Consider the following 18,878-nt stretch of genomic DNA (forward strand, 5'->3'; position numbering starts at 1 on the left):
TCACGCTCCCGCGCCGCCACGAACCGCCCGCAGGATCATCGGCAGCGCCGCAAGCAGGCACAGTCCAAGAATGGGCAGCAGGATATGGGGCTCGAAGATCACGCCGAGATCGGGCGTCTCTCCGGCGGCGAGGACGTCTCCCAGCCCTGCCCCGACAGAGGTGTAGACGAGCGCACCGGGGATGATGCCGAGAAAGGTTGTCATCGCATAGCGGGCCAACGGAACACCGACCAGCGCCGGGACGAGGTTGGCCACGAAGAAGGGCACCACGGGCACGAGGCGGATCAGGAAGAGCATTTCCCATTGGTTGCGGTCGATTCCCGCCTTGATCCGCTTCACCTGCCCTTCGGACGCATCCATCCGCGCCGCGAGCTTGTCACCCAGTCCCCAGCGGGCGGCCAGGAAGATCACCACAGCGCCCAGCGTGGCCGCGATCACGTTGAGGAGGACCCCGGGAAAGATACCGAACAGGAAACCGCCGGTCAGCGTCGCCACCGTCGCGCCGGGCAGGCTGAAGGCCACGACGACGACGTAGAAGGCAATGAAGCCCAGCACGACCGCGATGTAATTGGCATCGCGCATGGCGATCAGCGCTTCGCGGTTGGCGGCCAGCGTTTCGAAGCTCAGGAACTCCTTGAGTAGCAGCCCCCCAAGGATGGCTACCACGGCAATCGCTGCCAGTGGCCAGAGGTGGGTTCTCGTGGAGTTCGGGGTTTGCGTCATCTCGGACATTCTTGGTCGCCTTGCCGTTCCGGGTCGATACAAAGATGCGGATTTGTGGAGGCAATGGACAGGTTGCTCACGCCCGCTTGATCGGGTAGCTGCGCTTTCGTGACATTTCCCGGGAGAAAAGGCCTGCACTGAAACATTTCAGGCCCGGATTTTCGAGGATGTTGCAGGAATTGTCCGTCAGCGAATTGACTTGGCCGGGAATCTCGCTTACTCGGCGGGCTTCGAGATACATCGGCCTTCGAATCCGCCGCCGGATTTGGGCAGAAAACCAATAATTAAGGAGACGGAGCGATGAAACGCACCTTTCAGCCTTCCAACCTGGTCCGCAAGCGCCGCCACGGCTTTCGTGCCCGCATGGCAACCAAGGCCGGCCGCAAGATCCTGAACGCCCGCCGCGCCCGCGGCCGGAAATCGCTCAGCGCGTAAGCATGGGTCGGCCGATGCTGGCCACCCTGACCAGACGCGCAGATTTCCTGGCAGCAGCCCGCGCCGGACGTGCCGGCACGCAGGGCTTCCTGCTTCAGGCCCGCAAACGGCAAGAGTCCGAAGCCGATCCCACCTTGGTGCGGGTCGGCTTTACCTGTTCCAAGAAGGTCGGAAATGCCGTCGCCCGCAACCGCGCCAAGCGCCGCTTGCGCGAGATCGCGCGGGCGGTTCTGCCAGAGGCGGGTCGCCCGGGCTGGGATTACGTCCTGATCGGCCGGGCCAATGTGACGGCCAATCGTCCATTCGAAACGCTTCTGCAGGAACTGCGCGAAGCCGTGGAGCGGGTCCACAAGCCCCGGCCCGAGACATCATGAAACCTTTCGCCTGGCTCCTCTCGCTGCCGATCCGCGGTTACCGACTGATCTTCAGCCCCTGGGTTGGTTTCAATTGCCGATACCAGCCAACCTGTTCAGCGTACGCGCTGGAAGCGTTGCAAGAGCACGGCGCGCTTCGTGGCGGCTGGATGGCGCTCAAGCGTATCGCGCGCTGCAACCCCTGGGGGTCTTGCGGTTATGACCCGGTTCCGGGGAGCGACCCGGAGCACGAGTGTTCCGGCAAGCATTGAGTCCTTTGCCTCCGGCGCGGATATTTCTCGGAAAGATGACGCTGCCGGAAGCTTTGCCCATGCGGCGATTTCTGTCATAGGAGCGGCCATGTTCGACGATCTGGACGATATTCACCCACTGTTTCATGGCGCGCCCTCGAGCACGGAGTTCAAGAAGCTCCGCAAGCGGATCGTGCGCAATGTGCGCGAGGCGGTCGAGCAATATGGCATGGTCGAGCGCGACGCGCGCTGGCTGGTTTGCCTTTCGGGCGGCAAGGACAGCTACACGATGCTGGCCGTGTTGCACGAGCTGAAATGGCGGGGGTTGCTGCCGGTGGAGATCCTGGCCTGCAATCTCGATCAGGGTCAGCCGGGGTTTCCTGCCACGGTCCTGCCAGAGTTCCTGGAGCGGATGGGCGTGCCGCACCGGATCGAGTATCAGGACACCTATTCCATCGTCATGGACAAGATCCCGCAGGGGCGCACCTTTTGCGCGCTCTGCTCGCGCCTGCGGCGCGGCAACCTCTACCGGATCGCGCGCGAGGAGGGATGTTCGGCGGTCGTGCTGGGGCACCATCGCGACGACATCCTGGAAACCTTTTTCATGAACCTCTTTCACGGCGGACGACTGGCCACCATGCCGCCCAAACTGGTGAACGAAGATGGCGATCTCTTCGTGTATCGCCCGCTGGCGCATGTCGCCGAGGCGGATTGCGAACGCTTCGCCGCCGCAATGAACTACCCGATCATTCCCTGCGATCTGTGCGGCAGCCAGGACGGGCTGCAGCGCCAGCAGGTGAAGAAGATCATCGATGGATGGGAAGCCAACCATCCGGGCCGGCGCAACAAGATGTTCCGCGCCCTCACGAACGCCCGACCGTCCCACTTGCTGGATCCGGAATTGTTCGACTTTGCCGGCCTGTCGCTGAAAATGGATCAAACTGGTGAAAATTGACGGCAATTGGCAGATTGGCATTAAGAACCTTCTGATTTTGATCTTTTAGCTTCTCCGCGAAGGGCGCGTGGCGCCAGTTCGAGGAGTCTGTTCATGGCCCGCAAAGCCGTCCGATATCGCCAGTTCCGCAATCGCCTGAATCAGGCGTTCATTCGCCCGCAAACACTGGCCTTCGTGCCTGCGTTGATGCTCGGTGGGTACTGGTTCGGAGGCGAAGGGCTGCTGATGCTCACGGCGGTGACATTCCCCGTTGTGCTGCTGCTGGGCGGCTTGGTGGAGGGAGATCGTGACAAGAACTGGGTCGACGGGCTGACCGGGCTGGCGAACCGAGATCGCTTGCTCGACACCTTGTCTGGCCATCTGGAAGCCTATGAGGGGCGCGGCCAGTCGACCGTCGCCCTTGTCATTCAACTAGACGATTTCTCCGAAATTGCCGAAGCCCTCGGGAGCACCGGCACGGAGGAAATCCTGCGCTGCACGGCAGATCGAATCCTGACGGCCATCCGACCGGGCGACCTCGCCGGGCGCCTTGTCGAGCACCGTTTTGCCGTTGTCCTCGGGCCGGTCCGCCAGGCAAATATGGAAGTCGGACTGCGTGTTGCGGAACGACTGCAGGCGGAAATCGGTGAGCCGATAAGCCTCGACGCAGGAACGTTTTTTGTATCTGCCTCCGTCGGTTTCTGCCTTGCCCGGCGCGCACCGTCGCGTGATGCGGCGTCCATGCTGGAAGCCGCCGAAATGGCCATGGACGAAGCACGCCGCTCCGGAAAAAACGCGATTCGGGCGTATTCCTCCGAAATGGGCGAAGCGATCGAGATACGCCAGAACCTGTCCGAAGAAATTGTCCAGGCCTTCAGCGATGGCCAGGTCCGTCCCTGGTTTCAGCCACAGATCTCCACCGATACCGGCCTCGTCTCCGGCTTCGAAGCTCTTGCCCGTTGGGACCACCCGGAACGCGGTGTCCTGCCGCTCAGAGACTTCATGGAGGCCATCGACAACGCCGGAATGTCGGAGCGCCTTGGCGACGTGATGCTGTTTCAGAGCCTTTCTGCGCTTCGCCTGTGGGATAAATCGGGCTACCGCGTCCCGCGTGTCGGCATCAACTTCACCGGCGCGGAACTGCGCAACCCACGTCTCGTGGACAAGATCCGCTGGGAACTCGACCGGTTCGACCTCACGCCAGATCGCTTGACCATCGGAATCCAGGAAACCGTCGTGACGGATTCGAACAACGACACGATCACCGCAAATATCGCCGCGCTTGCAAAGCTCGGCTGCGAAATCGACCTAGACAATTTCGGCACCCGGCATGCCTCAATTGCAAATATCCGCCGGTTTGGCGTCAACCGAATCAAGATCGACAAGTCCTTCACCACTCGCTTGGATAACCAGCGCGACCAGCAGCGCATGGTGTCCGCGATTCTGGCGATGGCCGAACAACTGGATCTGCAGACGCTGGCCGAGGGAGTCGAATCTCACGGCGAACATGCGATGCTGGCACAACTGGGGTGCGGCCATGTCCAAGGCAACGGCATTGCACCGCCGCTTCCCTTCGAGGGGACGATGTCCTGGATGGACAAACACAGTTGCCGGATCGGCCAACCACCTCGGATCGGACGCCCAACACAGTGACAGATAACCGCGATGCACCGGCTTTCTTCGCCATAGCCCGCTTAGGAAGCCCCCAAAATCGGGATTCTGCTTGACGTTTCTGCTCGTGGCGGATTGAACCGGCGCGAAACCTGAAAACAGGAAGGACGTCGGTGATCCCCTGATGGACGATCAGAACAAGAACCTCATTCTCGCCACGGCACTCAGCTTTCTCGTGATCCTGGTCTGGTTCGTGGTATTCCCGCCGGAAGAACCGGTCGCGCCCACCAACGAAGTTGTGGTTAGCGAGACGAACACGGACGCCAGTGGCAGTGCTATTGCCACGGTACCGCAGAATGCCGACCCCACGGCACAATCAACCACCACCCAAGCAGCGCCGGCGGTAGATGTTCCGCGCGTGCAGGTCGAGACCGAGCGCCTTTCGGGTAGCATCTCTCTTGCCGGCGGTCGTATCGACGATCTGCTGCTGATGGACTATCAGGAGACCCTTGACGACGGCTCGCCCAATGTCCGTCTTCTCGAACCCGTTGGCGAAGCGCTTTCCTACTACGCCCTGTTCGGCTGGGCGCCCGGTGGCGGCCTTGAAGCCGCGGATGTTCCGGCCACGGACACGATCTGGACGGTCGAAAGCGGTTCGACGCTGACCTCCGAAACCCCGGTCACCCTCCGTTGGGACAGCCCCGCCGGACTGATCTTCCGCAAGACGATCTCGGTCGACTCGAACTACATGTTCATCGTCACCCAATCGGTGGAAAACCCCACGGAAACCGCGCGGCGTGCGGCCCCTTATGGCATCATCGCCCGTCATGGACTCCCGGAGCTGACACGGTTCTTCATCTTGCATGAAGGGGTCGTCGCCATGGCCGACGGCTCGCTCATGGAGAAGGAGTACAAGGATTTCGAGGATTTCGAGATCGATCCGACGCTCGGCGTACAGGGCGAAACCGTCGAAGTTGGGGATAACGGCTGGATCGGCTTCACTGACAAGTACTGGATGACGACCCTGATCCCCGCCCCCGGCCAGAGCCACAAGCAAGTGATGCTCTATCAGGCGGCCAGTGGGATCTACCAGACCCAGACGATCTACCCGACGCTCGAAATCGCGCCTGGGCAGACCGTTGAACAGAGCTCGCAACTCTTCGCCGGAGCGAAGGAATGGGAAGCCATCCGTGACTACCAGAATGAAGGCGGCATTGAAGGCTTCCTCGATTCCATCGATTGGGGCTGGTTCTTTTTCCTGACCAAGCCGATCTTTACCGTCCTGCACTTCCTGCACGGCTTCATCGGCAATATGGGCTGGTCGATCATCGCACTGACCATCACCATCAAGGCGCTGCTATTCCCGCTCGCCTACAAGTCCTATTCGTCGATGGCGAAGATGAAGGAGCTTCAACCTGAGATGGAGAAGCTCAAGGAGCGCGCTGGCGACGACCGCCAGAAGCTCCAGAAGGACATGATGGAGCTCTACAAGAAGGAAAAGGTGAACCCGGCCTCGGGCTGCCTGCCGATCCTTCTGCAGATCCCGATCTTCTTCTCGCTTTACAAGGTGATCTTCGTCACGATCGAACTGCGTCATGCACCTTGGATCGGATATATTCGGGACCTTTCGGCACCCGATCCTTCCTCGATCATCAACCTCTTCGGTCTGCTGCCCTTCGCAGTGCCGGATCTGGGTATGTTCGAGATCCTCTCGCTCGGTGTCATGCCGATCCTGCTCGGGATTTCGATGTGGATGCAGCAGAAGCTGAATCCGGCGCCGACCGACCCGACGCAGCAGATGATCTTTGCCTGGATGCCGTGGGTCTTCATGTTCATGCTGGGCAGCTTTGCCAGCGGGCTGGTGCTCTACTGGATCACCAACAACGTGATCACCTTCACGCAGCAATACCTGATCATGCGGAGCCACGGCTACAAGCCTGATGTCTTCGGCAACATCCTGTCGACCTTCAAACGCAAGAAGCCCAACACCGAATGACAGGGCGGCTGACCCATATCCTGCGCCACCCGATCAAGTCGATCGGGTGGGAGAGCTTGGCCTCGGTGGTTCTGACCGCCGGGGCCATTCTACCTTTGGACCGGCACTGGGCCGTGGCCCACGAAGCCGCGGAATTCGATGGCGATCCGGATGGCTGGTACGCCAAACGAAACTTTGTCCGCGGCGTCGCCGGCCCGCAATTGATGGCGGTTCAGGCAGAGATGACAGATTCGGATCGGAAGATCCGCCTCACGCATCCCTTGCGTCCCGTGATCGAAATCGCTCCCGACGCGGCGCAGGATGCCGCCGCGCTACTGGAGTGGCTCGCCCCGCTCTGGCCGGACACGCGCCCACAGGTGGCTCGGCTGGTATCGGCCGGGGCACAGGCCCTGAGCGATGTCCCGGACCCGTTCGTCGCCGTTCTGAACCAGTCTTCGCTGCGAGCTTTCGGCCAGCGCGCCGGCCGGGATCTGTCCATCCACCGGTTCCGTGGAAATCTCTGGCTCGACGGTTTCGCGCCTTGGGAAGAATTCGACTGGATCGGCAAGGAAGTTCGGATCGGAGAGGCGCTCCTGCGCGTCGAGGAACCGATCACCCGATGCAATGCCACGAAGGTCGACCCTGAAACCGGAATTCCGGATGTCGACACGCTCGGAATCCTCGAGGAAGCCTACGGCCACCGGGATTTTGGCGTCTATGCGACCGTGATCGAAGGCGGCGCACTCAACATTGGCGACGAGGCCAGCCTGACATGACTACCCTCCCCTTCCCCATTGCCGAAGAACCCGATGCCGCGATGATGGAACGCGGGCGCAAGCTCTTTGCCGGGCAGACCACCTTCCTGAAGGGGGTCGTTGCCATGTCCGGCCTGCCACCGGCGGACCGGTTGGAGGTGTGTTTTGCCGGGCGCTCCAATGTCGGAAAATCTTCCCTGATCAACGCGCTCACCGGGCACAAGGCGCTGGCGCGCGCCTCCAACACGCCGGGCCGGACGCAGGAGATCAACTATTTCACCCTTGCCGACAGCCACTATCTGGTGGACCTGCCCGGCTACGGTTTTGCCAAGGCGCCGGTTGCGGTGGTCGAGAAATGGCAAAATCTGCTCAAGGCCTACCTTTCGGGCCGCCCGACGCTGCGCCGGGCCTTCGTGCTGATCGACGCACGCCACGGCGTGAAGGCCGTGGACAAAGAAATCCTCACGCTGCTCGACAAATCCGCCGTCCCGTTCCAGACCGTCCTGACCAAGGCGGACAAGGTGAAGACCGCCGAACTGGAGACAGTGATCGAACAGGTGCGCGCCAGCCTTCAGGCACATCCGGCGGCCTTCCCCGAGTTGATCGTCACCTCCTCCGAGAAGGGGGACGGCATCGCCACATTGCGCAGCACAATCGCGGCGCTCGCGGATAGCTGACCGCCTGTTGTGGCTGCATTCCGGCTTGCTGCGGCCTGCAGGGATAAACTTCTTGGCAGCGCGGGCTACGCAGCGTAACACGCCTAACCAGTAAAACCCGAGCCGGATCAATGAAGAAGCAGAACATGAACCGCGATTGGATCGCCACTGCCCGGACCCTGTCCGAGGCCCTCCCGTACCTTCAGCGCTATACCGGTGCCACGGTCGTCATTAAATTCGGCGGTCACGCCATGGGCGACGAGGAGCAGATGGCAAGCTTCGCGCGCGACATCGTGCTGATGAACCAGGTCGGCGTGCATCCGGTGATCGTCCATGGTGGCGGACCGATGATCAACAGCCTGCTGGCGAAGCTCGATATCAAGAGCGAGTTCGTGAATGGCAAGCGCGTGACGGACGAGGCCACGATGGAAGTGGTCGAGATGGTCCTCTCGGGGCTGGTGAACAAGCGGATCGTGCAGGCGATCAACAGCCAAGGTGGCCGCGCCGTGGGCATTTCCGGCAAGGATGCGAACATGATGGTCTGCGATCCGGTGGACCCGGCGCTCGGCCTCGTGGGCCAGCCGGTCGAGGTGACGCCGGACCTGATCCATCAGATGCACTCCCACGGCATCATTCCCATTGTTGCCCCGCTCGGCGCCGGGCGCGACGGCGAGACATTCAACGTCAATGGAGACACCGCTGCCGGGGCAATTGCCGGCGCGCTGAAGGCAGATCGCCTCCTGCTGCTGACCGATGTCGAAGGCGTCAAGGATGCCGAAGGGTCGGTGATCACCAACCTGACCATCGAATCCGTCGATGAATTGACCCGGAATGGCGTCATTGCTGGCGGCATGATCCCGAAGACCGAAACGGCCGTCGCCGCAATCCGTGAGGGCGTGCGCGCCGTGGTCATTCTCGACGGTCGAGCGCCGAATGCATGTCTGCTCGAATTGTTCACCGACCATGGTGCCGGTTCGATGATCCGCGCCGAATGATCGGTGCCGGATTCGGATGACATACAGGCCTGCCTCGCCCGGGACTGTCTTGCGGTTCTGGGCGGGCTGGATCTCACCGAATCGGACCCGACGCTTCCCTCAGGATGCCGCTCCCTTCTGTTGATCGGCCCGGACAATCCGGTCTTCTGGCCCCATTTCACCGCCTCGCAGGAGTTTCGCGATGGCGCGACGGACCCGCTGGACCGCTGGTCCAAACGGGTTCTTACGGTGATCGCCGCGCGCCATGACGGGCAGGCGCTCTTTCCTTCGGACGGGCCGCCCTACCCTCCCTTTTACGCCTGGGCGCTGGAAAGCGGCGCCTTTGCCGCCTCGCCACTCAACATGCTTGCCCATGCGAAAGACGGGTTGATGGTCTCGCTCCGGGGTGCGCTTGCCCTGCCCTTTTCCATGCCCGCGCCCGCTTGGGGAACACCGCCCTGCGAGAGCTGTGAGGCGCAACCCTGCCGCGACGCCTGCCCGGTTTGCGCCTTCCGGACCGGTCAATATGCCGTCGACACCTGTTACAATCATCTTGACACCTCCGCTGGGTCGGATTGCATGGTACGGGGATGCGCGGCGCGCCGCGCCTGCCCCGTCAGCCAGCGCTCGGGACGCAATCCGGCGCAGTCGGCTTTTCACATGCGCGCATTTCACGGGAAGCGATGAAACGTCTGATTCTCCTCCGTCACGCCAAATCCGGCTGGGTGAACCCCGAGCTGAACGATATGGATCGACCGCTGAACAAGCGCGGCAAGCGCGGCGCCAAGGCGCTCGGAAAATGGCTGCGGGGCACGGAGTACCACCCGGACCAGATCCTGTGCTCGACCGCGCGCCGAACGCGGGAAACCTGGGAAGGGCTTGGCCTTGAGGGCGAACCGGAACTGTTGGACGAGCTGTACCATGCCGGTCCGGACGCGATGCTCACGGCACTGAAAGCGGCCAAGGGCGCCACCGTGATGATGATCGGTCACAATCCGGGTATCGCGATGTTCGCCCATGAGCTGATCGAAACCCCACCGGAGCACAATCGTTTCGGCGATTTCCCGACCGGTGCGACCCTGGTTGCGCGTTTCGACATCAAGAAATGGTCGAAGCTGGAGCCGCACAAGGGAGAAGTCCTCGAGTTCCTGACCCCGCACGATCTCATCGATCAGACAGACTGAGGCACAGGTCAGAGAACGAGAAAGGCCCCGGCGGAACCGGGGCCTTGTTTGTTTCAGGCTTTGGAGAACTGCTCAGTGCCCGAGGATCTGGCTCAGGAAGAGCTTGGTGCGCTCGTGCTGCGGGTTGTTGAAGAACTCGTTCGGCTCGTTCTGCTCGACGATCTGGCCCTGGTCCATGAAGATCACCCGGTTGGCCACCTGCTTGGCGAAGCCCATCTCGTGGGTCACGCAGAGCATGGTCATGCCTTCCTCGGCGAGTTGGATCATGGTCTCTAGCACTTCCTTGATCATCTCCGGGTCAAGCGCCGAGGTCGGCTCGTCGAAGAGCATGATCCGCGGCATCATGCAAAGCGAGCGGGCAATGGCCACACGCTGCTGCTGACCGCCCGAAAGCTGGCCGGGATATTTCAGCGCCTGTTCGGGGATCTTAACCTTCTCCAGGAAGTGCATCGCCGTTTCCTCCGCTTCCTTGCGGGGGATCTTGCGCACCCAGATCGGCGCCAGCGTACAGTTCTCGAGGATCGTCAGATGCGGGAACAGGTTGAAGTGCTGGAACACCATGCCAACCTCGGAGCGGATCTTGTCGATATTCTTAAGATCCGAAGACAACTCCGTCCCGTCGACGATGATCTCGCCCGCCTGGTGCTCTTCCAGCCGGTTGATACAGCGGATCAGGGTTGATTTGCCCGACCCCGAAGGACCGGCAATGACGATCCGTTCCCCTTCGTTGACGCTCAGGTTGATATCCCTGAGCACATGGAAGCTGCCGTACCACTTGTTCATATGGGTAATCTGGATCGCCACCTTGTCGGAGACTTCCATTTGCGAGCGGTCGACTTGGCGTTCAACTGCGTTTTCTGACATTTGGCGTTTCCTTAGCGGTGGCCCGTCTGAAGCTTGCGCTCCAGGAACATGGAATAGCGGGACATGGAGAAGCAGAAGATGAAGAACATCAGCGCGATGAAGCCGTAGAGCTCCCAGACAACGCCGTTCCAGGCCTGGTCGGCGCGGATGGACGTGGACAGCCCGATCGGGTCCAGAAGGCCGATGATCGACACCAGAGTGGTATCCTTGAAGACACCGATGAAGGTCGACACGATGCCGGGGATCGAGATCTTGAGCGCTTGCGGCATGATGATCAGCCGCTGCGACATCCAGAAATCGAGCCCGAGCGCGTCGGCGGCTTCATACTGCCCCTTTGGAAGGGCCGCGAGGCCGCCACGCACCACCTCGGCCATGTAGGCGGAGGCGAAGAGCGTGACCATGATGATGACGCGCAGGATGATGTCGAAATCCGTTCCCGGCGGCATGAAGATGTTCAGCAGGGTGGAGGCCACGAACAAGAGCGTGATCAGCGGCACACCGCGAATGAACTCGATGAAGCCGACCGAGAGCGACCGGACGATGAAGAGGTTCGACTGCCGCCCGAGCGCCAGCAGGATGCCGATGGGCAGCGAGATGGCGATGGCGACGACACCGATGGTGATCGACAGCATGAAGCCACCGAAATTCCGGCTTTGCACCGTTTCCATTGCCAGAGGCAGGACCGAACCGAGCGCATCGACCACCGGGCCCGACAGAACCATCCACCAGATGATCGGCACCACGAAGGCGAGGATCACCGCTGCGAGGCCGCCCAATGCCGGCTTGGCGAGCTTGTGCGCGAAATAGCCCAGAACAAAGCCAAGCGCGGCGGCGATGGGGTTCCAGACCGAACCGCCCCATAGCAGCCAGGGCATCAGGAACGGGTAGATCGCCGAAAAGTACAGCATCTTGCGCGGCAGGCCCGTGAACAGAACTGGCGCCACGGCCACGATCAACAGCGCGAAGTCGAGCACGACCCGCCAGTAAAGCTCCTTGGGGTAGAAGCCGAACAGCAGTTGCAGCCAGCGCTCGCGGATCACGCCCCAGCAGGCGCCTTCATGCCCGGCCAGGATCTCGCGGCATTCTCCCAACGAGGTGGCCGCCCAGGTCGGCGAGATGGCCCAGGGCAGAAGCGCGGAAAGCACGTAGACGATAAAGCCAATCGACAGGATCGACAGAACCGCGTTGAGCGGCGAGGAGAAGAGGTTCTCCCGGATCCAGCCGGCCACACCCGTGGTTGCCGCCGGCGGTTCCTGTTCCTCGATCATGGATTTGCGGACGAAATGAATATCAACCATCTTACCGCTCCACCAATTTGACGCGATCGTTGTACCAGTTCATCACCGCCGAGATGCTCAGAGAGATGGTGAGGTAGACAAGCATCAGCAACAGAACGCATTCCAATTCGCGGCCGGTCTGGTTCATGGTGATGCCACCGAGCGTGCCGGTGATGTCCATGTAGCCCACCGCGATCGCCAGGGACGAGTTCTTGGTGAGGTTGAGATAGTTGGAAATCAGCGGCGGAATGATGACCCGCAGCGCCTGCGGCAGGATCACGAGGGACATGATCCGGTTTGATCGGAGCCCGAGCGCCGCTGCGGCTTCGGTCTGGCCACTGGAAATGGCCAGGATACCGGCGCGCACGATCTCGGCAATGAAGGCCGCCGTGTAGAGCGAGAGCGCAAGCCAGAGCGCGATGAGCGAGTTGCGCAGATACGTGCCGCCCTGGAAGTTGAAGCCCTTGAGTTCGGGATAGCCGAGATGGAAGCCGAGTACCGCCAGAACGGCGATGGTTGGCACCAGAACGACGCCGAGGCGCAAATACCACGTGGTTGGCCGTTCGCCAGTATCGTTCTGGATACGGTCGGCCCGCTTGCGGATCAGACCGGAGACAAACAGGCTGCCCCCCAGGACGACCACAATCAGAAGCAGGTCGAGGCTGATCTGGAACACGCCGCAAGCGTCGCTCACAGCGCCGTCTTCGCCGGGCTGGCAGGCCGCGCTCTCACGATCGGGCAGGACCGCCAGATCGCCAAGGCCATTGCTGAACAGCGCTTCGGGAATGTAGACGCCGCGATTGGTGAAAGCCACGCTATCGAAGAGCACCATCGAGGCATCGGGGCTTTCTCCCCTGAAGTCGCGCGGGGCCGGAAGGGTCTCGATCATGATCGCCATGGTGAAGACGATCCAGAGCAGAACCGGCACGTTGCGGAACATCTCGACATAGACCGTCATCAGGCGGGCAATGAGCCAGTTGTTCGAAAGCCTGAGGACACCGACAAAAACCCCGATGATCGTCGCCGTGACACACCCCAAGAAGGCCACCAGCAGCGTGTTCAGCAGGCCGATAAAGGCCGCGCGCCAATGGGTGGACTGGGAATTGTAGTCCAGCAATCGCTGGTTGATGTCATATCCGGCGGGGTCGCTGAGAAAGCCGAAGGCAACGTTCTTGCCCTGTTCGGCCAGGTTATACAGCGTGTTGTTGATCAGCCAGGCGGCGAAGATCATGAACCCGATGAGCGCAACGACCTGAATGGTGAGCGAGCGATACCGGGTGTCGTAGATCAGCATGCCGAGCCTGAACGACTCCTTCGGCGGGTCGGTCAGTGAGGTCATGTGTATCCCTGCGGCTTTTCCGGGCTTCCTGTTTGCGGGTCTTGCGCCCGCTCTCCTTGGCCCGGGTTTTCTCGTTGGTGGAGAGGTGTTGGCAAGGGCGCGAGCCGAAGCCCGCGCCCTTGCCGAAAGATATTACCGGAACGGCGGGGCGTAGAGAAGGCCACCGGACGTCCACTGGGCGTTCAGGCCACGGGCCAGACCGATCGGCGTGGTCTCACCGATGTTCTTCTCGAAAATCTCACCGTAGTTGCCAGCAACCGAGATCGCCTTGACAGCCCAGTCGGCCGGCAGACCCAGCATCTCGCCCAGCGTGCCTTCCGTGCCGAGCAGACGGTTGATTTCCGGGTTGTTGCCGGGCGCGGCGGCCAGTTCGGCAACATTGGCCGAGGTCACGCCAAGCTCTTCGGCGGCGATCAGCGCGTTCAGGGTCCAGCGGACAACATCTGCCCATTCGTTGTCGCCGTGACGCACGAGCGGGCCGAGCGGCTCCTTGGAGATGATCTCGGGAAGAATCACATGTTCCGCGGCATCTTCGAAAGTCGCACGGGTCGCGGCGAGACCAGAGGCGTCCGTCGTGTAGGAGTCACAAGCGCCAGCCAGGTATTGTTGCTGGCCTTCGGCGTTGGTTTCGATCGGAACCGGCTCGTAGCTCATGTTGTTGATGCGGAAGAAGTCCGCAAGGTTCAGCTCGGTGGTGGTGCCGGTCTGGATGCAGATGGTGGCGCCATCGAGTTCCTTGGCCGAGGAAACGCCCAGGTCCTTGCGGACGAGGAAGCCCTGGCCATCATAGTAGTTCACGCCGACGAAATCGAACTTGAGGTCGACATCGCGCGAGAAGGTCCAGGTGGTGTTCCGGGCCAGCATGTCGATTTCGCCCGAAGCAAGCGCGGTGAAGCGAGTCTTGCCGGTGGTCGGAACGAATTCAACGGCGGTCGGATCGTCAAGGACGGCGGCGGCGACGGCGCGGCAGACGGCGACGTCAAACCCCTGCCATTCGCCGTTGGCGTCGGGTGCGGCGAAACCTGGAACGCCGGTGGCGACCCCACAGTTCAGCTTTCCACGGGTTTTGACTTCGTCAACCAGACCGGCGGCGGCCACGCTTGCGGACATGCCAGCGAGCGCTACAACCCCAACGAATACGGTCTTGTTCATGTGTACCTCTTCCTGATGGTCCCCGTCCGTGAGTGGGCGGGTGGGTTTTTATGGGCCATTGGCCCGTTTGAACAACACGCGAGAGGAGGCACCCTCTCACAGCGCATCAACTTTGGGCAAATTCCCAAGAAAACGTCAAGTGCTCTCCCGACACCACCGAACACCCCTATAGGATCGAGAGGCCACCTTCCCGGTGCGCACAATCTTTAGGCAGCGCATTCAGTGACTTGATACAATTCAGGCAGAGGGACGAGATAAGCAAAAGAATCTCTGAGCGTGCAGAAATTCTTCCCGTTTATAAGCTGACGTCGCGGCAGCTTCTTCGTCAACACCCCACTGACTCTGCTGGAAACTCTCGTCCACGCGGGAACGCTGCCACAAATCCTCGGCCGGGAAACGCTCCTGGATCGCGGCGAACCCGATCACGAGCGAGCCTGAAATCGAGACCAGGTCGTGCAGCGCAGCCAAGGCAAAGGCATCGAGTTCGGAGACCTTGCCCCGGAGCGTTTCGAGGCTCTGCTCCGGCTGGGCGATCGGAACGACACCGACACAAACGCCCAGCGGTGCGTTCAACTCGTCGCGTGCGAATTCAAGAAGCGCGTCCCAGGCCTCCGCCTGCGCCTGGCACAGGATTTCGGGCCCTTCGGCGCGGTAGCAGCACAGATCCGTTTCGCCATAGGCCGCGATCAGCGCCGCCACCTCGTCGAACTGCGTGCCGACCTTGTCGATGGCGGCATTGGCCGAGCGGGTGAGCGGCATGGATAAGGGATCAATCGCCTCCTGCTGCGCGTCCCACTCGGCGGCGATGGCCTCGGCGAGCGCGCGGCTGGGCACCCGAAGCGACGCCTTGGCCGGCGTCTTGACCGGCCGACCGTCGAGCAGGATCTGCCAGCCGCCATCGACCGGCTCGGCCGTGGCCGTTTTCCAGAAACGCTTGAGCTTCCACTCGGACATTCACCCCTCCCAGATCTTGTGCAATGCGGGCGTCAGCGCCGCATAGGACGCAACCACCTCGTCTGCCCCGGCGGCGACGAGCGACTCGGTCGGGTGGTAGCCCCAACTGACGCCGACGGTTCCGAACCCGGCGGAACGCCCCATCTCGATATCGAATGTCGTGTCGCCGATCATGACGGCGTGCCGCGCCTCCACACCGGTTTCGCTCATCGCCGTCAGCAGCATCGAGGGGTGCGGTTTCGAGGGATGGTGATCGGCCACCTGTTCGGTGACGAAAGCGCCGGTCAGCCCATGCGCCTTCAGCAGATGGTCCAGCCCACGGCGGGACTTTCCCGTGGCGATTCCGACCAGCAGATCGTCGCGGCCCAGCAGGTGATCGAGCGTCTCCCGTGCGCCGGGAAAGAGCGGCGCGGTTTCGAGAGGGTTCCCGGACATACGGATATCCGCGAAGCTGTCCTTGTAGGCCGCGACCAGCGCGTCATGCCCGTCCGCGTCGAGCCCGGGCGCCAGTTTCGGCATCATGACCGCCAGCGAGAGGCCGACCATCGAGAGCACCTGCGCACGCGGCGGACAGGCATGGCCCACGTTCTCGAAGGCCAGAGTCATCGCGGCCATGATATGGGCCTGGGAATCGATCAGCGTGCCATCGACGTCAAAGACGACGAGGCGCAGCAGTTCGGAATCGCTCATTCCAGCTCCTCGAACGGGTCGGCGGGCACGTCTTCCGTGCGCCAGTCCAGCAACTTCCAGGTCCGTGCCATGTGCTCGGGCAAGGCGGCGGTCAGCTCAAGACGGTTCCCGGTAACCGGATGGGTCAGGCTCAACGAGCGCGCATGCAAGTGAAGCTTGCGCGACACCTCACCGCCAAGGCCCGCACCCCAGCCATCGCCGAGGTTTTCCTGACTGGAACCGCCATATTTTCCGTCACCGACAACGGGATGACCCATCTCGGCCATATGCGCGCGGAGCTGGTGCGTCCGCCCCGTTACCGGCACCAGCGCCACCCAGCTGACCCGTCCGCCAAGGGCGGAGAGCACCGCGTAATCGGTGGTGGCACGCTTGGCACCGGGGGTGCTGTCCACCTCGCGCGGGTGGATGCAATGCATCTTCTCGCCCTCGCCGCCCGCGCCATGGCCACCGGCCTTCACGAGACCGAAGCGGATCGTGCCCATCTGCGGCGTCGGCACACCGGCCACCGCGGCCCAGTAGATCTTGCGCGTCTCCCGCGCGCGAAACGCTTCCGTCAGCGCCCCCGCCACGGCCCGCGTGCGCGCCAGGATCAGGACGCCGGAAGTGTCCTTGTCCAGCCGGTGCACAAGGCGCGGCTTCTCGTCCAGGCCAAAGCGAAGCGCCTCGGCCAGCCCGTCGACATGCCGCGTCTGCTTGCTGCCGCCCTGCGTGGGCAGCCCGGCGGGCTTGTTGATCGCAATGATATGGTCGTCGCGATAGATCACCGTCGCGCGGATCATCTTCGCATCGGCCTCCGAGACGGCGGGGACTTCCGGCCGCGGCGCGTCCTCGTCCGGCAGCGGCGGCACGCGCACAAGCTGCCCGGCCTCGACACGGCTCGACGTTTTCACCCGTCCACCATCGACCCGCAACTCGCCCTTGCGGCACATCTTCTCTATGCGGCCCTGGCCGATATGCGGGAAATGGCGGCGGAACCAGCGGTCGAGCCTTTGGCCGGCTTCGTCCACGCTCACTTCGATCTGCTGAACCCGGCTCATGGCAACGGTACCGCGCCACGGGCCACGGCAAGCCCCACGACCAGCGCAGCAAGCGAGATCAGGACGGATGCCGTGATATAGACGAGCGCAATCTCGGTGCGCCCCTCCTCCATCAGGAAGATCGTATCCAGCGAAAAGGCCGAAAAGGTGGTGAAACCGCCAAGAACGCCGGTCATGAGAAAAGGTGTCAGGTGATTGCCCCCCTTGCGCTCCAGCACCACCACCAGCGCCCCCATCAGGAAGGAACCGACGATATTCACCGTCAGCGTCCCCCATGGGAAGCCGATGCCAATAACCGCCTTCATGGCAACATTGGTCAGATAGCGGAAGCTGGCGCCGATGGCCCCGCCAAGGGCAACTTGTAGAACTGTCAGGATCATGGTGCCGGTCTTATGCGGCCGGGGCCGCTTGTCAAGCCGTTGCGCCGCTCACGCCGCGTCTTCGGGTACGGCTTCGATAATACGGTCGGCCGGCACATCGCCCTTCACCACCTTCTTGCCGTGGATCATGGAAGGAACGAGGTTTTCGCCTTTCCAGACCTTGTAGAAGAGGATTGCCCCAAGATGCAGCAGCACCAGGATCAGGATGATCGGGGCGAGCGTGTGGTGGATCTCGGTTCCCAGTTTCACCATTCCCGGGAAGTCGTCGGCCAGCGGTCCGGCATTGATGTAATCTTCCGGGTCAGCGAAGAGCCCGGAGACGACCTGCAACGCTAGCACAGCGAGCAGCAGGTAAACCGACAGGGCGCCCACCGGGTTATGCCCCGGCCAATGGCTCGGCTTGCGTTTCGGCATGCCCGCGATGTAGCGCGCATAGGTGCCCGGCCCGTACAGGAAATGCACGAAGCGGGCCGGCCAGGGTCCGACCAGTCCCCAGATCACGCGAAAGACCAAAAGGCCGATCACGGTATAGCCCAGCCAGAAATGCAGGGTCAGATATCCGGTCGGATTGATCTGCCCCCACAACCAGGTAACGATCACACAGATCGCCAGAGCCCAGTGGAAAATCCGCACAAGCGGATCCCACAAGCGAATGCGGTGAAGCGGCTCAGGCGACCTGTCCGTCATTCCCGTCAGTCCTTCTTGAGCTGATAGGCCTTATGGCAGGCTTGGCAGTTCTTGCCGATTCCGCCGAGCGCCTGGGCCATCTCGCCTTTGCCGGTGCCCGCGACTTCCTGCATCGTGGCCACGGCGGCTGCAAGTTCGCCGCCGATCGCGCCGGCCTTGTCGAACTCGTTCCACAGGTCGGCCTTGGCATAGGCGACGCCCGGCATGTCATCGGCAGAGGTGCCGGGCAGCCAGAAACCGGACTGATCCACCTTGATCAGTTCCGCAAGCGTGTCGGCGGCGGCCTGGGCGGCAGCGGCATCGTATTCGACTTCGCCCTTGGCCATTGCGGCAAAGGTGCCCATTTGCTTGCCGTAGGATTTCATGTGTTCCTGACGGGCCTTAACCGCGTCTGTCGCGGCGTCAGCGGCCGCGATGCTTGGAATGGAAAGGGCAATGGCGGTAGCGATGAGAATGATCTTGCGCATGGCTGGTCTCCTAATTGGCCAGAGTATGTCGACCTTCTATTTACGATGAAGGCGGCGGTTCCCGTCTGCGATTTCTGCACAATTCCTGTGAATAGAAAAGGCACATTCATACGAACCCATTCACAAATGAACCAGGAGCACGCAGGACGCGCTCCGCCCCCACCCAATATATTGAAAATT

Annotated in this window: 22 protein-coding genes; 11 read left to right on the forward strand and 11 right to left on the reverse strand. The window is 62.0% G+C overall.

All coding sequences use genetic code 11. The annotated features are described in order from the left end of the window. Entirely contained in the window at positions 1–732 is a 732-nt protein-coding gene (locus tag AX756_RS10695; protein WP_068310918.1) for a TVP38/TMEM64 family protein, read from the reverse strand. Positions 733–1,023: 291 nt separating this feature from the next. On the opposite strand from AX756_RS10695, the gene rpmH reads away from it, so the two are divergent. From rpmH to AX756_RS10750, 11 genes are all read left to right on the forward strand, one after another. Beyond that, positions 1,024–1,158, forward strand: a complete 135-nt coding sequence (gene rpmH / locus AX756_RS10700; protein WP_012177012.1) for a 50S ribosomal protein L34 — start codon at positions 1,024–1,026, stop codon at positions 1,156–1,158. Between the two features lie 2 nt (positions 1,159–1,160). Further along, positions 1,161–1,532, forward strand: coding sequence for a ribonuclease P protein component (rnpA, locus tag AX756_RS10705; RefSeq protein ID WP_068310921.1), 372 nt, complete (start codon positions 1,161–1,163; stop codon positions 1,530–1,532). Beyond that, the gene (gene yidD, locus AX756_RS10710) at positions 1,529–1,783 is read left to right on the forward strand and encodes a membrane protein insertion efficiency factor YidD (RefSeq protein ID WP_068310924.1); all 255 of its coding nucleotides are present in this window, start codon (positions 1,529–1,531) and stop codon (positions 1,781–1,783) included. The genes rnpA and yidD overlap by 4 nt, the downstream gene beginning before the upstream one ends. 88 nt (positions 1,784–1,871) lie before the next feature. Beyond that, positions 1,872–2,717, forward strand: a complete 846-nt coding sequence (gene ttcA, locus AX756_RS10715; protein WP_068310926.1) for a tRNA 2-thiocytidine(32) synthetase TtcA — start codon at positions 1,872–1,874, stop codon at positions 2,715–2,717. Between the two features lie 93 nt (positions 2,718–2,810). Next, on the forward strand, positions 2,811–4,349 hold the full coding sequence (locus AX756_RS10720; RefSeq protein ID WP_068310928.1) for a putative bifunctional diguanylate cyclase/phosphodiesterase: 1,539 nt from the start codon (positions 2,811–2,813) through the stop codon (positions 4,347–4,349). Positions 4,350–4,491: 142 nt separating this feature from the next. Next, positions 4,492–6,303 carry a membrane protein insertase YidC gene (gene yidC / locus AX756_RS10725; RefSeq protein WP_068310929.1) on the forward strand — a complete coding sequence of 604 codons (1,812 nt, stop codon included), beginning with the start codon at positions 4,492–4,494 and terminating at the stop codon, positions 6,301–6,303. Beyond that, on the forward strand, positions 6,300–7,058 hold the full coding sequence (locus AX756_RS10730) for an MOSC domain-containing protein (protein WP_068310932.1): 759 nt from the start codon (positions 6,300–6,302) through the stop codon (positions 7,056–7,058). Before yidC ends, AX756_RS10730 begins: the two co-directional genes overlap by 4 nt. Continuing rightward, positions 7,055–7,714 (forward strand): ribosome biogenesis GTP-binding protein YihA/YsxC, encoded by a 660-nt coding sequence (yihA, locus tag AX756_RS10735; RefSeq protein ID WP_068310934.1) that lies wholly within the window; start codon positions 7,055–7,057, stop codon positions 7,712–7,714. Before AX756_RS10730 ends, yihA begins: the two co-directional genes overlap by 4 nt. 110 nt (positions 7,715–7,824) lie before the next feature. Continuing rightward, positions 7,825–8,688 (forward strand): acetylglutamate kinase, encoded by an 864-nt coding sequence (gene argB, locus AX756_RS10740; RefSeq protein ID WP_068310937.1) that lies wholly within the window; start codon positions 7,825–7,827, stop codon positions 8,686–8,688. A 3-nt stretch (positions 8,689–8,691) separates the two neighbouring features. Beyond that, on the forward strand, positions 8,692–9,354 hold the full coding sequence (locus tag AX756_RS10745; protein ID WP_231701032.1) for a ferredoxin: 663 nt from the start codon (positions 8,692–8,694) through the stop codon (positions 9,352–9,354). Further along, positions 9,351–9,851 (forward strand): SixA phosphatase family protein, encoded by a 501-nt coding sequence (locus AX756_RS10750; protein WP_068310942.1) that lies wholly within the window; start codon positions 9,351–9,353, stop codon positions 9,849–9,851. The genes AX756_RS10745 and AX756_RS10750 overlap by 4 nt, the downstream gene beginning before the upstream one ends. A 72-nt stretch (positions 9,852–9,923) precedes the next feature. Here AX756_RS10750 and AX756_RS10755 read toward each other — a convergent pair whose 3' ends face one another. The 10 genes from AX756_RS10755 to AX756_RS10800 form a co-directional block, all read right to left on the reverse strand. Then, positions 9,924–10,715: an amino acid ABC transporter ATP-binding protein gene (locus AX756_RS10755; RefSeq protein WP_068310945.1), complete on the reverse strand. Its 792-nt coding sequence runs from the start codon at positions 10,713–10,715 to the stop codon at positions 9,924–9,926. 11 nt (positions 10,716–10,726) lie between these two features. Continuing rightward, entirely contained in the window at positions 10,727–12,013 is a 1,287-nt protein-coding gene (locus tag AX756_RS10760; protein ID WP_068310948.1) for an amino acid ABC transporter permease, read from the reverse strand. Between the two features lies 1 nt (position 12,014). After that, positions 12,015–13,331 carry an amino acid ABC transporter permease gene (locus AX756_RS10765; RefSeq protein WP_068310951.1) on the reverse strand — a complete coding sequence of 439 codons (1,317 nt, stop codon included), beginning with the start codon at positions 13,329–13,331 and terminating at the stop codon, positions 12,015–12,017. 132 nt (positions 13,332–13,463) lie between these two features. Next, positions 13,464–14,483: an amino acid ABC transporter substrate-binding protein gene (locus tag AX756_RS10770; protein WP_068310954.1), complete on the reverse strand. Its 1,020-nt coding sequence runs from the start codon at positions 14,481–14,483 to the stop codon at positions 13,464–13,466. Positions 14,484–14,720: 237 nt separating this feature from the next. Further along, on the reverse strand, positions 14,721–15,437 hold the full coding sequence (locus tag AX756_RS10775) for an ATP12 family chaperone protein (RefSeq protein WP_068310957.1): 717 nt from the start codon (positions 15,435–15,437) through the stop codon (positions 14,721–14,723). Continuing rightward, positions 15,438–16,127 (reverse strand): HAD-IA family hydrolase, encoded by a 690-nt coding sequence (locus AX756_RS10780; protein WP_068310960.1) that lies wholly within the window; start codon positions 16,125–16,127, stop codon positions 15,438–15,440. After that, a complete protein-coding gene (locus AX756_RS10785) occupies positions 16,124–17,164 on the reverse strand; it encodes an RluA family pseudouridine synthase (RefSeq protein WP_068310963.1) in 1,041 nt (346 codons plus the stop codon). The genes AX756_RS10780 and AX756_RS10785 overlap by 4 nt, the downstream gene beginning before the upstream one ends. Next, positions 17,161–17,544: a fluoride efflux transporter CrcB gene (crcB, locus tag AX756_RS10790; protein WP_068310966.1), complete on the reverse strand. Its 384-nt coding sequence runs from the start codon at positions 17,542–17,544 to the stop codon at positions 17,161–17,163. The genes AX756_RS10785 and crcB overlap by 4 nt, the downstream gene beginning before the upstream one ends. Positions 17,545–17,592: 48 nt before the next feature. Further along, positions 17,593–18,231, reverse strand: coding sequence for a cytochrome b/b6 domain-containing protein (locus AX756_RS10795; protein WP_068310969.1), 639 nt, complete (start codon positions 18,229–18,231; stop codon positions 17,593–17,595). A 5-nt stretch (positions 18,232–18,236) separates the two neighbouring features. After that, positions 18,237–18,698, reverse strand: a complete 462-nt coding sequence (locus AX756_RS10800; RefSeq protein ID WP_068310972.1) for a c-type cytochrome — start codon at positions 18,696–18,698, stop codon at positions 18,237–18,239. Positions 18,699–18,878 lie beyond the last annotated feature (180 nt).

The sequence above is a fragment of the Aliiruegeria sabulilitoris genome, assembly GCF_001558155.1.
In the GTDB taxonomy this organism is placed as follows: Bacteria; Pseudomonadota; Alphaproteobacteria; order Rhodobacterales; family Rhodobacteraceae; genus Tropicimonas; species Tropicimonas sabulilitoris.

Coding starts and splice junctions, on each gene's coding strand:
- AX756_RS10695 (WP_068310918.1), bottom strand. CDS start 732: ATGTCCGAGATGACGCAAACCCCGAACTCCACGAGAACCCACCTCTGG.
- rpmH (WP_012177012.1), top strand. CDS start 1,024: ATGAAACGCACCTTTCAGCCTTCCAACCTGGTCCGCAAGCGCCGCCAC.
- rnpA (WP_068310921.1), top strand. CDS start 1,161: ATGGGTCGGCCGATGCTGGCCACCCTGACCAGACGCGCAGATTTCCTG.
- yidD (WP_068310924.1), top strand. CDS start 1,529: ATGAAACCTTTCGCCTGGCTCCTCTCGCTGCCGATCCGCGGTTACCGA.
- ttcA (WP_068310926.1), top strand. CDS start 1,872: ATGTTCGACGATCTGGACGATATTCACCCACTGTTTCATGGCGCGCCC.
- AX756_RS10720 (WP_068310928.1), top strand. CDS start 2,811: ATGGCCCGCAAAGCCGTCCGATATCGCCAGTTCCGCAATCGCCTGAAT.
- yidC (WP_068310929.1), top strand. CDS start 4,492: ATGGACGATCAGAACAAGAACCTCATTCTCGCCACGGCACTCAGCTTT.
- AX756_RS10730 (WP_068310932.1), top strand. CDS start 6,300: ATGACAGGGCGGCTGACCCATATCCTGCGCCACCCGATCAAGTCGATC.
- yihA (WP_068310934.1), top strand. CDS start 7,055: ATGACTACCCTCCCCTTCCCCATTGCCGAAGAACCCGATGCCGCGATG.
- argB (WP_068310937.1), top strand. CDS start 7,825: ATGAAGAAGCAGAACATGAACCGCGATTGGATCGCCACTGCCCGGACC.
- AX756_RS10750 (WP_068310942.1), top strand. CDS start 9,351: ATGAAACGTCTGATTCTCCTCCGTCACGCCAAATCCGGCTGGGTGAAC.
- AX756_RS10755 (WP_068310945.1), bottom strand. CDS start 10,715: ATGTCAGAAAACGCAGTTGAACGCCAAGTCGACCGCTCGCAAATGGAA.
- AX756_RS10760 (WP_068310948.1), bottom strand. CDS start 12,013: ATGGTTGATATTCATTTCGTCCGCAAATCCATGATCGAGGAACAGGAA.
- AX756_RS10765 (WP_068310951.1), bottom strand. CDS start 13,331: ATGACCTCACTGACCGACCCGCCGAAGGAGTCGTTCAGGCTCGGCATG.
- AX756_RS10770 (WP_068310954.1), bottom strand. CDS start 14,483: ATGAACAAGACCGTATTCGTTGGGGTTGTAGCGCTCGCTGGCATGTCC.
- AX756_RS10775 (WP_068310957.1), bottom strand. CDS start 15,437: ATGTCCGAGTGGAAGCTCAAGCGTTTCTGGAAAACGGCCACGGCCGAG.
- AX756_RS10780 (WP_068310960.1), bottom strand. CDS start 16,127: ATGAGCGATTCCGAACTGCTGCGCCTCGTCGTCTTTGACGTCGATGGC.
- AX756_RS10785 (WP_068310963.1), bottom strand. CDS start 17,164: ATGAGCCGGGTTCAGCAGATCGAAGTGAGCGTGGACGAAGCCGGCCAA.
- crcB (WP_068310966.1), bottom strand. CDS start 17,544: ATGATCCTGACAGTTCTACAAGTTGCCCTTGGCGGGGCCATCGGCGCC.
- AX756_RS10795 (WP_068310969.1), bottom strand. CDS start 18,231: ATGACGGACAGGTCGCCTGAGCCGCTTCACCGCATTCGCTTGTGGGAT.
- AX756_RS10800 (WP_068310972.1), bottom strand. CDS start 18,698: ATGCGCAAGATCATTCTCATCGCTACCGCCATTGCCCTTTCCATTCCA.